The 13,175-nt window shown below is 41.1% G+C and carries 13 protein-coding genes; 5 read left to right on the forward strand and 8 right to left on the reverse strand.

Going from position 1 to position 13,175, the window contains the following annotated elements; translation table 11 throughout:
* Positions 1 to 3: 3 nt before the first annotated feature.
* The 7 genes from sacC to levR all read right to left on the reverse strand — a co-directional run bounded on the left by sacC (position 4) and on the right by levR (position 7,791).
* Complete coding sequence (gene sacC, locus NX903_RS12740) at positions 4 to 2,013, reverse strand: levanase (RefSeq protein WP_250621152.1); 2,010 nt, start codon at positions 2,011 to 2,013, stop codon at positions 4 to 6.
* Positions 1,946 to 2,113 (reverse strand): hypothetical protein, encoded by a 168-nt coding sequence (locus NX903_RS12745; protein WP_225722062.1) that lies wholly within the window; start codon positions 2,111 to 2,113, stop codon positions 1,946 to 1,948. Before NX903_RS12745 ends, sacC begins: the two co-directional genes overlap by 68 nt.
* 80 nt (positions 2,114 to 2,193) lie before the next feature.
* Entirely contained in the window at positions 2,194 to 3,021 is an 828-nt protein-coding gene (gene levG, locus NX903_RS12750; RefSeq protein WP_003229834.1) for a PTS fructose transporter subunit IID, read from the reverse strand.
* A 21-nt stretch (positions 3,022 to 3,042) separates the two neighbouring features.
* Complete coding sequence (gene levF / locus NX903_RS12755; protein ID WP_086344127.1) at positions 3,043 to 3,849, reverse strand: PTS fructose transporter subunit IIC; 807 nt, start codon at positions 3,847 to 3,849, stop codon at positions 3,043 to 3,045.
* A 16-nt stretch (positions 3,850 to 3,865) separates the two neighbouring features.
* The gene (levE, locus tag NX903_RS12760) at positions 3,866 to 4,354 is read right to left on the reverse strand and encodes a PTS fructose transporter subunit IIB (RefSeq protein ID WP_004399158.1); all 489 of its coding nucleotides are present in this window, start codon (positions 4,352 to 4,354) and stop codon (positions 3,866 to 3,868) included.
* Positions 4,354 to 4,794: a PTS fructose transporter subunit IIA gene (gene levD, locus NX903_RS12765; protein WP_014480391.1), complete on the reverse strand. Its 441-nt coding sequence runs from the start codon at positions 4,792 to 4,794 to the stop codon at positions 4,354 to 4,356. The genes levE and levD overlap by 1 nt, the downstream gene beginning before the upstream one ends.
* A gap of 189 nt (positions 4,795 to 4,983) precedes the next feature.
* Positions 4,984 to 7,791: a transcriptional regulator LevR gene (gene levR / locus NX903_RS12770; protein ID WP_086344128.1), complete on the reverse strand. Its 2,808-nt coding sequence runs from the start codon at positions 7,789 to 7,791 to the stop codon at positions 4,984 to 4,986.
* 556 nt (positions 7,792 to 8,347) lie between these two features.
* Between levR and NX903_RS12775 the strand changes: the two genes are divergently transcribed.
* Positions 8,348 to 8,488, forward strand: coding sequence for a hypothetical protein (locus NX903_RS12775; RefSeq protein ID WP_122060477.1), 141 nt, complete (start codon positions 8,348 to 8,350; stop codon positions 8,486 to 8,488).
* Between the two features lie 38 nt (positions 8,489 to 8,526).
* Entirely contained in the window at positions 8,527 to 9,915 is a 1,389-nt protein-coding gene (locus NX903_RS12780) for an amino acid permease (RefSeq protein WP_015483487.1), read from the forward strand.
* Positions 9,916 to 10,010: 95 nt separating this feature from the next.
* Here the strand turns inward: NX903_RS12780 and NX903_RS12785 are convergent, their stop codons facing one another.
* Positions 10,011 to 10,643 (reverse strand): LysE family transporter, encoded by a 633-nt coding sequence (locus tag NX903_RS12785; RefSeq protein WP_014477480.1) that lies wholly within the window; start codon positions 10,641 to 10,643, stop codon positions 10,011 to 10,013.
* Positions 10,644 to 10,795: 152 nt separating this feature from the next.
* Between NX903_RS12785 and NX903_RS12790 the strand changes: the two genes are divergently transcribed.
* The 3 genes from NX903_RS12790 to rsiV all read left to right on the forward strand — a co-directional run bounded on the left by NX903_RS12790 (position 10,796) and on the right by rsiV (position 13,174).
* Complete coding sequence (locus tag NX903_RS12790) at positions 10,796 to 11,623, forward strand: TrmB family transcriptional regulator (protein WP_024571535.1); 828 nt, start codon at positions 10,796 to 10,798, stop codon at positions 11,621 to 11,623.
* Positions 11,624 to 11,816: 193 nt separating this feature from the next.
* Positions 11,817 to 12,317, forward strand: a complete 501-nt coding sequence (gene sigV, locus NX903_RS12795; RefSeq protein ID WP_004398891.1) for an RNA polymerase sigma factor SigV — start codon at positions 11,817 to 11,819, stop codon at positions 12,315 to 12,317.
* Positions 12,317 to 13,174, forward strand: coding sequence for an anti-sigma-V factor RsiV (gene rsiV, locus NX903_RS12800; protein WP_086344129.1), 858 nt, complete (start codon positions 12,317 to 12,319; stop codon positions 13,172 to 13,174). The genes sigV and rsiV overlap by 1 nt, the downstream gene beginning before the upstream one ends.
* The last annotated feature ends 1 nt before the right edge of the window (position 13,175 follow it).

Genomic DNA, 13,175 nt, shown 5'->3' on the forward strand with positions numbered 1-13,175 from the left:
AAATTAAGACTCCTTCTTTACGTTCTGAAAGACAGCAGTCGCGTCCCACACATTCAAGCCAAATTGGCCTTCTGAAAATGCGGAATCATTTGCATCAATCACAAGACGATTATCTAAATAGATTTTAAAGCGGTCGCCCTCGGCCTCTGTTTTCAGATGATACTTTTTATTAATGTCTATCGGTGTTTTGTATTCAGCAATGACAGAAGCAGCACCGTTCTCAAATTTAAAAAATTTCACTAGGTCATGCTTCGCATCCACATTCGCAAGATAACCGTTTTTGGCATCTTTGTCAGAGCGAAACATTAGTGCTCCTGCCCCTCTTCCGTTTCCATCCTTAATGGTGATATCAGATTCATAAGTGAAGTCTGACCCGGATGCTGAAGACAAGATAAAGGAATCTCCGTCCGACCTCCCTTGTTTCCCCTCAATCGTGTCGGCCCACGTGCCATTTACAGTCGTCCAGCCAGTCATATTGGACATAAAAGGTGACGTTCCCCATACCTTTTTTAAAGGGTGTATGGTTAAAGATTTTACCTTTACACCGCCATTTGCAGCATATAATTCAAGCCCTTTGCTTGATCGGTCTGGGAGAATAATATCCGTTATGACCTGCTTTCCATCATTCCCAAATACTTCAACCGAGGAGCGGTCAACAAAAATGCGCATCTTAACCTTCCCATTTACTGGCTTCAATGGGGCTGTTTCTTTTCCGGTGTTAAAGGCCGGATTAAAGGTGTTGTTGCCCGACTCGCTCCGGTCAACGAACAATTTGGCGTTCCTTCGGTCATAGCCGACCTTCGTAAATTGATTTTCACCTGTTCGGACCTTAAAACCAAATTCAGCAGCTGAACCAGGGCTTACTTTAAATTCTGCATTTATTTCATAGGCATCTCCAGATTGCCCCGTTAACACATTATGACTTGCAGGCGATATGGTCAGATTCTTCCACTTCTTAGAGGTTCCGCGAATGGTTTCCAGCTCTTTCACTGGTGTTTGGACCACTCTAACCCCTTCGGTAAACGCTTTCAATTTTAACTCTCTTGGAATGGACGTTGCACTTCTCCATGGGGATGTCGGAACATCATTCGCATATTGCCAATTGCTCATCCACCCTAACCATAGCCGGCGGCTGTCTGTGGCTGGAATATCAGACCAGGATACAGCCGCATAAAAGTCTCTGCCGTAATCCGTCCAGAGAACTTTGTTTGACGGGTTTTCATTTTTAAAATGAGTTCCATCAAAGTACCCTACAAAATATTGCATGCCTGATCCTCCCGAGACCGCTCCGTTTCCGACACTGACCTGCATGACCCATTTCTTTTGATTCGGATTGCCGTCTACCGGAAGCTCAAATAAATCCGGGCATTCCCATACTCCCCCGTGGCTTCCTTGATCCTGTCCAAATTCACTTGCATACGTCCACTGCTTCAGATTTTTTGATGTATAAATGAGGATTCGGTCACCGGCCGCAAGCACCATTACCCACTTTTTTTCTTTCTCATACCAAAAGACTTTTGGATCGCGAAAATCTTTTTTACCTGGGTTTGGAATGACAGGGTTGCCAGCGTATTTCGTCCATGTTCTTCCTTTGTCGTTGCTATAGGCAATACTTTGCACTTGATGGCCTTCCCGATCCTGTGTATAAATGGCCACAAGCGGCTTCTCTTTGCCTGTTTGAAAACCGCTTGTGTTATTTTTATCTACAACTGCGCTTCCAGAAAAGATCGTGCCTTTTTCATCCGGATAGAGCGCAACAGGAAGGTGTTCCCATGTAACCAAATCTTTGCTGACGGCATGCCCCCAATGCATGGGCCCCCACTGAAGCCCGTATGGATGGTATTGATAGAACAAGTGATATTCCCCAGCATAATATACCATTCCGTTTGGGTCATTCATCCAGTTTGCCTCCGGTGTGAAGTGATATTGAGGACGGTAATCCTCATCATAGTAGCTTGAATCGGCTGCATCTGCCGAAAATGCCATAGTCAACAGCAGGGTGAACATGATCATGACTTGAATAAGTCTCTTTTTCATTTGTTCCTTCGCTCCTCTCTTCATGTTTGAACACTTTCAAGAGAGACTGCTGCGCAAGCTGGTCCGTTTCTGGCAATTCTTCTCTGTTTCACTGTTATCCGAATGATTTATATATGAAAAAACTGCTGCAGGTTCTCTCTCTTTCCTTCACACACCTTATGCTAAGAATCCAGCCCAATACCCGAGAATCCCGATGACAAAGATGCCGCAAATAATGAGAAGTGGATTCACCCCTTTGCGAAGCATCCATGCCACCAATAACGTTAATCCGAGAGGCAGCGCCCCCGGCATAATGCTGTCTAGCACGTTTTGTACCGTTTGAACATCTACTTTTCCGCTTTCATCCTTAATCCTGGATACAACGATTGGAATGTTGATGGTGGTCCATTTGGACACGAGAGCCCCCATAACAAATAACCCGAGAATCGAAGCGCCCTCTGTAAGCTTTTGAATGCGATTCCCCGCTAAATCCTGAAGAATCTCCATTCCTTTCACATAGCCATACTTTAATCCGTAATATTTTGTGCTTAATCTTATGGCATTCAGCAAGAAAAAGAATAGCAAAGGGCCGGCAATGTTTCCTCCTAAAGCAAGGGAGGCTCCTAGCGCAGCTAAGACAGGACGAATCGTTCCCCAAAAAATTGGGTCGCCTACGCCCGCTATTGGTCCCATCAAACCAATTTTCATTCCGCTTATCGCTTTTCCGTCAATTCCTTTATTGTTCGCCATTTCTTCTTCCATGGCTGCCGTCACGCCAAATATAGGCGCTGTCAGCCACGGATGTGTATTAAACCATTCCAAATGCCGCTGCAAGGCTTCGTTTCTTTTCGCTCCGGGACCGTACAATTTTTTGATCGCCGGTATCATGACATAACAATATCCCATTGCCTGCACACGTTCGAAGTTAAAGGAACCGAGTAAAAAATTTGAACGAATAAACATGCTGAAAATTTCTTTTTTCGTTAATCGTTTTTCTTTCTCCATTTTTTCTTCCCCCCTCATCGTTTAGGCATCAAGATCATCATCGTCATCATAAACAGCAACACTGCCACTGTCTGATGCGGCCGCGACTGCTCTGTGAGCGCTTTGTTTTTGCATCACCTGCTGGTATAAAAGCGCCAGACAGAGACCAAGGGCTCCAAATCCCACTAAGTTAAAATCGGTAAACGCCGCTAATAAGAAACCAATATAGAAAAATGGCTTTAAATAAGGAATATTCATCATATTGATCACCATAGCATACCCGACAACCACAATAATGCCTCCGCCTATTTGCAGTCCTTTTGTAATGACATCAGGAATATTTCCCAGGAACGCCTGAACAGCGCTGACACTAATTAAAGCAACAATCAATGTAGGAATCATGACGCGCAAAGCTTGAAACACCATCGCGGTAATATGCATAATTTCAATTCCTTTTATATTTCCCGCTTTTGCATATTGATCAGCGCGGTGGATGAAAAAGACAGTGATCGTCCGAACAAAAATCGTCAGCGCCTGACCCGCAGCTGCTAAAGCAACAGCGACAGCAATCCCTTCGCCAATTCCCTGATCAGCGGTAATAACTAAAATGGTTGAGATGACAGAGGCGATCGCTGTATCAGGTGCCATGGCAAGCCCGACGTTCATCCAGCCGAGCGCCATCAGCTCCAGTGTGCCTCCAAGAATAATTCCCGTTTTTAAGTCCCCGAGCACCAAGCCAACTAACGTACAGGCCACAAGCGGACGGTGTGTCTGCCCTTCATCCAATACACTTGCGATTCCGGTGATTGCTGCAATGATTAACAACAAAATAATTTGTAATGAAGACATATTCTCATCCCCTTGATTATTTTGTTACGTTCCGTAAAATCTGTACAAAATCCTCACTGGCATCTGAAGGCAGCTGCCTCAATTCCAGTTTCACGCCCTTGTCACTTAATGTTTCAAATGCCTTTATATCTTGTTCTGTGACACTGACTGATTTTGTGATTTGCCTGCGGTGATTTTCAAAACGCATTCCCCCGACGTTTACGGTTTTGATCGGTACACCTGCTTCTATAAGAGATACAATATCGGACGGATTTTCAAACAAGAGCATTGCTGTTACGCCTTCGTAGCGCGGACTATGAAATGCTTTTGCCATTTTAGAAACCGAGACGGCACTCGCCTTTACATTTGAAGGCGCAACAGAAAGGATCAGCGTTTTTCTCATTTCGTCCTGAGCAATATCGTCGGAGACAACGATGATTCGGTCGGCTGCATGGACTTTTATCCACCTTGTCAGGATTTGGCCGTGAATAAAGCGGTCATCGATTCTTGCTAACACAATGTTCATCATAATTCATCCTCTCTTGTATCTTGATTGGCTGTTTTTACTTTTTCTAAATGTTCACTGCACACTTGAAAGCTTTGCTGACTCATTGCTTTTAAGTTGTTCAGCAAATCTTTGAGAGCCAGATGTTCTCTCTGGCTTAATACCTCCAGCAGAATCGGCAGGTTTACGCCGGCTGCCATATCCATTCTTTGATCCTCAGCAATAAAGGAAGCTGCCGCGTTATATGGCGTCCCTCCAAAAATATCGACTAAAAAAAGCACTTCATGTTCTTCCGGGATATCCTTGAGCGCCTGATGATATTTTTCTTGCAGCGTTTGTATTCCTTCCCCTTTAAAAAACGGCACTGCAATCAGGTTATTTTCTTCACCGAATATCATCCCTGAAGATTCTTTTAACGCTATGGGAAAATCTCCATGACCGCTGATAATAACTGAAATCATATCTATTGCTCCTTTCCTGTTTTGTACATCCATATATAATGCAAGGATCGTGCCAACACAGTTGTGTTAAGCGTTTTCATTGTTATTTCAGCCAATAGCAATTTGTTGTCGAAACACTTAAAACGAAAAAAATAAACCTGTATTAAAATGGTGTTCCATTTAATACAGGTTCATATAAAAAAACTGTTTTTAAAACAGCTGGCCATGCACTTCTTCAGCAAATATGGCGGCTATAAATAATTTTTCATCATCACTTATGCGAAGTCCGAGCTTTTCTTCATAAGGGGCTAATGTTCGCTCTGTCACGTACACCATTTCCTTCAGCTGATCATTGATCTCTTCTTCCTCCGAGAAAGCGATCGGATTCTGCTTAATTACCCTTTCAAAGGCGAAAGCCGTGTGCATAATGACTTTGATCAAAACCGCATTATTGAAAATGACCCCCAGCTCATCTTGAACGGTTTGCAGCCACTCCAATAACATTTCGATCACATGGTGGGGATTCAAGAAGACAAGGTATTTTTTCAGGCTATCCTCGCAAAGCTCCCTGACAATAATATTTGCTTCGTTCAATCCATTGCTCAAGGGGATGCTTCCTTTTGTAATCGCCTGTTGAATCAGCTTCTCTCCCTCCCCTTCAATTAACACTTCTAAAGATACATGCGGAGCATTGATTTTAGGGTCTTTCGTTCCGACTGTCGCAAGGATTTCATACTCTTTTTCGATTTCTTTTATGCTGTTGGCCAGTTTAATCGATGATACGGTCAATATGTGAATCGGGGTATCGGAGGCCTTGTTTACGATCGTGGTTAGAATGTCTTCCAGCTTTTTGGCCGTTCCGCTGCCCGTCGTGCAGATGGATACCAATGCCTTCTTTTTGCCGGATGCCGCTGGCTGACGCTCCCACAGCTCGATAAAATCCTTCGTGACCGATTGATAGATCGCATGCAAATTTAAATTCAAATAGTTGACCTTTCTGACAGCATCCAGCACCATTGAAGTCGTAACATTGCTGATCGTTTTGATGGAAATGCCTGTCTTTTCCTCCAGCCTGCTTTCCAGCATTGCAAGCGACCCCATGTCTACCAGCATTAAAACACCTTCGCCTTCATCAACCTGTTTCATTTTTTCTGCTACGCATTCAAGAATGTCCGAAGGTGAAACAGAAAGCGGCATATCGACTGCTGCAATCGGCGTGCTCCCTAGCAGTTCTGTCGCAACTTCAACCATCGAACTCGCCGTGCTGTTTCCATGCGCAGCCACGATGATACCGACTCTTTTGTTCTCCTTTAACGATTTGATGGAATGAATTAACATCGTTAAGTAGATGACTTCTATTTCAGGAATAGCCACTTTAAAATATTCCTGAATTTTATCTTTAAAAATCATCGCCACCCGATATTCTTTCACATGAGTATCACGAATTTCATCTGTCTCCTGTGTATTCAAAACATCAATTTGCTTTCCTCGCTTTAAAAATGCGTCAATATGCATACTCAAGAAATAAATAAACTTACGGTCAAATGTGCAATCCAGCTCATGTTCAGCTATTTCTTTTAACTGTTTTGTCATTTGAATCACATCATCTTCAACGAATGTCAGCAGGTTGTCTTTTTGAAAAGCTTGATGATGAAAAAAACTTCTGACATGCAAATGGACATCAGTCAAGATGTACTGGTTAATATCCTTTTTGGATAAACCTTCTTTCATAAGCGTTTTCACTTTTTCCTCAATCAAATGATATAAGTTAAATGAGAGGTCTTCGTCAATTTTTGTTGTTTCATCTTCTACAATCGGAGAGATAATCGTTGTAATATTGACATATTCAGAAATGGCTTTGCTTCTTTGCATGTTTTTGCTGCTGGACATCCATTCTTGCTTGATTTCATCAGGCAGATCGCGAACAGTCAGTTCAATAACTTCATTTCTGTCAAGGTTATGCAAAAATCCGTGTGCGCAAACTAACTGGACATTTGATTTCAGCTGTCCGACATTCCCAAATTTCGCAGAGTGAATAAGCGCATTATAGACATCGATATGCACACTCAGATTCTTCTTAATTCGCTCTGCTTCTTTCCCTAATAAAAACGTCGTCAGATCCACTCTTTCTTTAAGCGATCGTTCTTCAAGCGAAGGAATATGAATGGTCATTGGGATTCTTCGCAAAAACGTTTTCAATAGTGCAGAACTCGGATTTTCTGTAGTCGCACAAATAAACAATACGTTCGATGTTCGTTTATGTTCAGATTCTCCAAGCCTGTTATAAGAACCGCTGTCAATAAAATAAAACAGCATTTCTTGTCCCTCGGGAGGGAGACGGTGGATTTCATCCATAAAAAGAATGCCCCCATTGGCCTGTTCGACTAAACCTGCCTTATCCTCGGCAGCACCTGTAAATGAACCTTTTTTGTGTCCGAATAATTGAGAAAGCAATAATTGAGGGTTGTTGTAGTAGTCTGCACAGTTAAATGTAATAAATGGTGCGCCGGCCTTCAATATGTCAGAGTAAATGGCAAACTGGTAAATTCGGTTCGCAAAAAGGGATTTACCGGAACCAGTCGGCCCTAGGAGGAGCATATGCAGACCGTTCGGCGGATAAAAGACAGCTGCTTTTGCCTGGGAGATCGCTTTCTTCAAACTCCCTTTTGCCCCTATCATAAGCTCTAGGGGATTCGTGGAAATGTGTTGATGATTTTGCTTTGAATTTCCGGAAAACGCCTGAAGGTCTTTCACTTCCATCATCTCTGTATCCCATTTCTTGTTGAATAATTTTTCTGCTATCTCGACTGGGATGTATCTTACAGGAAACGTTTTAATTTTGATGACCTTTTTGGACCGGACGAGATTGTTCAATTCAAAGCTGACATTGGACCGCTCCATTTTCAGCTGCTCGGCAATCTCCTTTGCTGAATTCCCTTGTATTTTTAATAGATGATCTAAGGTTGAATCTTGAAAATTATGCATGAGCTGATGGTATATTTTATCTATTCTTCTCACGTCTATCATCCTTTGTCCTTATTAGATAAGCCATTAACAAGAATATTTCGAAACTTTATAGTCCGCGTTGAGATTATCTGCTGATACACGTTCAAAAAGGTCTCTATAGCAGATTGACAAAGCTGGCTTTTATGCATATATGTTTACATTTCGAATCATTTGCAACTCATATTAGTATGATAGATTCGCAGTTCTGGAGGGCCAGCCCCCTTCAAAAGTAATAATCAGTAAACAGTTTATCATTCTTGGGGAATGTAATGATGTCAAAATCATCAATGACAAAAAATGAATCTTATAGATCAGGACATTTTTCCTAATTATAACCCCTTAAGTTCGTTCACAACAAAAAAGACGGACACTCTATGTGACCGCCGCAGTATTACAATATGCAAAACTTCGTCATTTTTGCAATCCACCTTGAAGGCTAAGGAATCTGTAAGCTTAAAAACTTTATCTCCGATTTTCTCGATTTGATCCCCCCTGCAGGCCTCAAACATAGTGGGTATGCAATTATACAAATCGTTACCGATTAAAACTAGCCTGTCAGATTGTCCAAATGACTTTCCTGTTTTACTTTGCTATTCAGGTAGAATCACGAGTGAAAAATAGAGCCAGAAGACATGTAACAGCACTTAAAATAGTTTTAAAATTTAAAAATAAAAGTATCTATTCTTTTAAATGTTATAATATCCGATAAAACTTTACTCATCTTTTTATTACTGGAGGAAAATAAAATTGATAGGCAATTCTAGCAAAGACAATTTTGGCCAGCAACAGAAATTGTCTAGAGGCCTTAAAAACAGGCATATACAATTAATGGCGATTGGAGGTGCAATCGGTACAGGTTTATTTTTAGGTTCAGGTAAATCCATCCACTTTGCAGGACCATCCATTTTATTTGCTTACTTGATCACCGGCGTATTTTGCTTTTTCATTATGCGCTCGCTCGGAGAACTGCTCTTATCAAATGCGGGATACCACTCTTTTGTTGATTTTGTAAGGGACTATTTAGGAAACATGGCAGCATTTATCACTGGGTGGACCTACTGGTTCTGTTGGATTTCCCTCGCGATGGCTGATTTAACGGCGGTCGGCATTTATACGCAATATTGGCTTCCCGATGTGCCTCAATGGCTGCCGGGTCTTCTTGCGCTTATTATCCTGCTGATCATGAACCTTGCCACCGTTAAACTTTTCGGAGAATTAGAATTTTGGTTTGCATTGATCAAAGTCATTGCCATACTGGCTCTGATCGTAACTGGCATTTTCCTGATTGCGAAAGGTTTTTCCGCAGCTTCCGGCCCTGCCAGCCTCACCAACCTTTGGAGCCACGGCGGCATGTTCCCAAATGGATGGCATGGGTTTATCCTATCGTTCCAAATGGTCGTCTTCGCTTTCGTGGGTATTGAACTTGTTGGACTGACAGCAGGTGAAACAGAAAATCCCCAAAAAGTGATCCCTAAAGCCATCAATCAAATCCCTGTCCGGATTTTACTTTTTTATGTTGGCGCACTTTTCGTGATTATGTGTATCTATCCTTGGAATGTGTTGAATCCAAACGAAAGCCCATTTGTTCAGGTCTTCTCTGCAGTAGGCATCGTTGTGGCTGCCAGTTTGATCAATTTTGTTGTATTAACATCAGCCGCGTCAGCTGCAAATAGCGCTTTATTCAGCACAAGCCGAATGGTCTATTCACTTGCAAAGGATCATCACGCACCTGGACTATTAAAGAAATTGACTTCTTCTAACGTGCCAAGCAATGCGCTGTTCTTTTCATCCGTCGCCATTCTGATTGGCGTTAGCCTGAATTATTTAATGCCCGAGCAAGTCTTCACACTGATTACAAGTGTTTCTACAATATGCTTCATTTTTATTTGGGGCATCACGGTGATTTGCCATTTGAAATATCGAAAAACAAGACAGCATGAAGCGAAAGCAAACAAATTCAAAATGCCTTTTTACCCATTATCCAACTATTTAACACTTGCATTTCTCGCGTTCATTCTTGTCATATTGGCACTGGCGAATGATACACGTATTGCTTTGTTTGTCACCCCGGTCTGGTTTGTTTTATTGATTATTTTATATAAGGTGCAAACCCGCAGAGGACATAAGATGAAATAAAGAAAAGACAAGGGATACTCACTCCCTTGTCTTTTTTATAGGGCCAAACACTAAATTAAACTTTGGTTTCAAATTTCATTCACTTCATTTAAGTGTTAACTCAAACCAGTTTTGATGCCGAAACCTACTAATATTATTCCGGTAATTTTTTGAAACACTTTCTGGAACTTCGAGTTTTTCATCCATTTTTTTGCGTAATCAATAATATAAACAAGAAACAGGAACCACAACACCGCTAATAAGGTTAGGATTGAAGCTAAAATAATGAGCTGCTGGTTTATATTTCCGTTCAAATTGATAAATTGGGGCATGATTGTAACATACACCAAAACAGTTTTAGGATTGAGAATGTTACTGAGTGATCCTTGCATAAAGGAAGTTTTATAATAACGTTTCGGAGAACTTGCCATATTTTTTGCTTGGGATTGCATGTCATCTAACGAAAACATACTTTTAGCAAAAAAACTTTTTACACCTAAATAAATTAAGTATGCCGCTCCCAAATATTTGATCGTTGTGAAAAGAATCACTGACTTTGCGATCACCACCGATAATCCTAAAATGGCAATCACCGTCCAAAAGGAAAGTCCTGTTGCCAATCCGAGAATGTTATAACGGCCGGCTTTCGGGCCATACCTAAGCGTATTTTTCATCACAAGCATCGTATCTGCCCCCGGCATGATAACCATCATGGCAGCGATCGGTATGTATGCGAGTAAGCTGTGCATTGTTCTCTCCCCCTTTAAAAATCCCCTCAATCATATAGTGACTACAAAAGTAACTACTTATAAAAGTGTATCAATGCGTTTGGAATAAATCAATATGGTTTGTTAAAATAGCGATTACTAAGGCAGCGATTGCTCTTTATATTGGAGGATATATGAAAGAAAATATGTTAGACATTTTAAAAAACCTCAATTTTACAGAATATGAATCGAAAGCGTATTTGGCATTATTGCAAGAATCACCTTTAACAGGCTATGCCGTTGCCAAAAAATCCGGAGTTCCCCGTTCTAAAATTTATGAAGTCTTGGAAAGCCTTGTCATAAGGGGAGATGTTTTTGTCAGTCATGGAAATACGCCTCAGTATGTTCCAGTCCCCGCAAAAGAACTGATTAAAAACCGCCGGCTCAAAGCGGAAGAGCATTTTGATCAGGCTGAGAAATATTTTGAAAAGTTCGAGCAGACTGCTAATGACCGGGAAAACATCTGGAATATCACCGGCCGCAGTGAAATTCTTGAAAAGGTGAAGGCTTGTATCTTATCCGCCAAAAAAAGAATCCTCTTAGAAATATGGAAAGAGGATTTTAAGGAGATAGAATCAGAGCTCAAACATGCGGCAGAACAAGGCGTTATTGTCACCATTATTGCGTACGGAGACATCGTATCTGATTTTGCCAATGTTTACCTTCACGATATGAGCAGTGAAATTACAGAAGAGTATGATGGACGGTGGCTTGTCTATAGCGGAGATGATTCAGAAGTAGTAGCGGGCATTGTCTCACTTGGCAACGACAGCCGTGCTGCATGGACGATGCATGTAGGTTTAGTCATGCCTATTACTGAAGTGATCATTCATGATCTGTACCTCATGGAAATTCTGAAAAAGCATAGAGAGCTTTTAGAAGAGAGCTTCGGGAAAAATCTCATCCAGTTGCGCCGTAAATTTTCTATTCACTCAGATTTCAAAAAACATTATTTGGAATAATATTCGCATCGCTTAACCAAAACATGGCTTGTACAAACAAGCCGTGTTTTTTTATGCATAAAACCCCCCATGCTGATTTACTTCTCTCTTTTAAAAAAATGCGATTCTGCGCAAACTATTTTTCAGCCTGCCTCGTCTATCCTAGGTAACAGCCTACGATATACGTATATTCAAAAAGGAGCCCTTTATTGTAATGAAGAAAAAACAAACAACAAAAGCGTTGCTTGTCACATGCATAACTGACCATAAGCAAGATTTCTACAGGTTGGCTTTCAGTTATGTGAAAAATCAAGATGACGCATTAGATATTGTTCAGGAATCTATAAAAAAAGCGCTGAGCTCAGTTGAAACGGTCAGGAACCCTGAGACGATAAAAAGCTGGTTTTATAAAATTTTAGTACGGACAGCCATTGATTTTTTGCGCAAACAAAAAAAGATAAGAGTGATGGACGACGAAACGATAGAATTTTTAAGCAAAGGAAAGGAAGACCATTACAAGGATACTGATCTCCATGAAGCGCTTGACGAATTGCCGTACCGCTATAAAACCATTATTATTTTACGCTTTTTTGAAGACCTCAAATTAGAAGAAATTGCGGAAATCACAGGAGAAAACACGAATACCGTCAAAACGCGCCTATACAGAGCATTGAAGCTGATGCGCATTCAGTTGACGAAGGAGGATCTTTCTTAATGGATAAGAGATTACAGCAATTAAGAGAAGAATATAAAAATGTTCAGATTCCTACAGAATTGGATATCATTGTTGAAAAAGCCCTTCAGCAAGAACCAAAAAAGAAAAGAATCGTCATGTGGCCGACATCAGCAGCAATCGCTGCAGCTATTTTATTCACTGCGCTTGTTAATATCAACCCGGACGCCGCTCAGGCTATGTCAAAGATCCCTGTCATCGGCAAAATCGTCAAAGCGATCACCTTTATTGAAATCAAAGAGGAAAAAAACCAATCAAGCATTGATGTCAAAACACCTGCTTTGTCCGGACTTTCTAATAAAGAGCTTGAAAACAGCATTAACCAGAAATACTTGAAAGAAAGCCAGCAGCTGTATAAAGAGTTTATACAGTCCACATCCCAAAACAAAAAAGGGCATCTCAGCATCTACAGTGATTACGAGACGGTCACAGACACGCCAGATTTACTCTCTATCCGGCGCAATATTGAAACAACACAAGCATCTTCCTACACACAAAGCCGTTATATTACAATTGACAAAAAGAATGATATTTTACTTACATTAAAAAGCTTATTCAAAGATGAGCGCTATATCAAAGTCATCAGTCAAAACATCAAAGAACAAATGAAACAGCAAATGAAGGAAGATCCAAATAAAATATATTGGCTCACTGACGAAGATGCAGAACCGTTCAAAACGATTCTTCCTGATCAGACGTTTTACATTACTGAAGACCATAAACTTGTGATCTCATTTGACGAATATGAAGTCGCCCCCGGCTATATGGGCGTTACAGAGTTTACAATTCCAACCCGTGTCATTTCAAACTTGCTCGTGGGAGAACGTTATATTCGATAAA

It is taken from the genome of Bacillus sp. FSL R5-0576 (genome assembly GCF_038004765.1).
GTDB classification, from domain to species: domain Bacteria; phylum Bacillota; class Bacilli; order Bacillales; family Bacillaceae; genus Bacillus; species Bacillus subtilis.

What these genes read in the sequence shown, in the direction of transcription:
- levD (WP_014480391.1), bottom strand. Translation starts at nt 4,794, where the DNA reads ATGATTTCAGTTATTATCAGCGGTCATGGAGATTTTCCCATAGCGTTA.
- NX903_RS12790 (WP_024571535.1), top strand. Translation starts at nt 10,796, where the DNA reads ATGAAAGAAAATATGTTAGACATTTTAAAAAACCTCAATTTTACAGAA.
- levF (WP_086344127.1), bottom strand. Translation starts at nt 3,849, where the DNA reads ATGTCTTCATTACAAATTATTTTGTTGTTAATCATTGCAGCAATCACC.
- levG (WP_003229834.1), bottom strand. Translation starts at nt 3,021, where the DNA reads ATGGAGAAAGAAAAACGATTAACGAAAAAAGAAATTTTCAGCATGTTT.
- NX903_RS12775 (WP_122060477.1), top strand. Translation starts at nt 8,348, where the DNA reads ATGACTTTCCTGTTTTACTTTGCTATTCAGGTAGAATCACGAGTGAAA.
- sigV (WP_004398891.1), top strand. Translation starts at nt 11,817, where the DNA reads ATGAAGAAAAAACAAACAACAAAAGCGTTGCTTGTCACATGCATAACT.
- sacC (WP_250621152.1), bottom strand. Translation starts at nt 2,013, where the DNA reads ATGATCATGTTCACCCTGCTGTTGACTATGGCATTTTCGGCAGATGCA.
- rsiV (WP_086344129.1), top strand. Translation starts at nt 12,317, where the DNA reads ATGGATAAGAGATTACAGCAATTAAGAGAAGAATATAAAAATGTTCAG.
- levE (WP_004399158.1), bottom strand. Translation starts at nt 4,354, where the DNA reads ATGAACATTGTGTTAGCAAGAATCGATGACCGCTTTATTCACGGCCAA.
- NX903_RS12785 (WP_014477480.1), bottom strand. Translation starts at nt 10,643, where the DNA reads ATGCACAGCTTACTCGCATACATACCGATCGCTGCCATGATGGTTATC.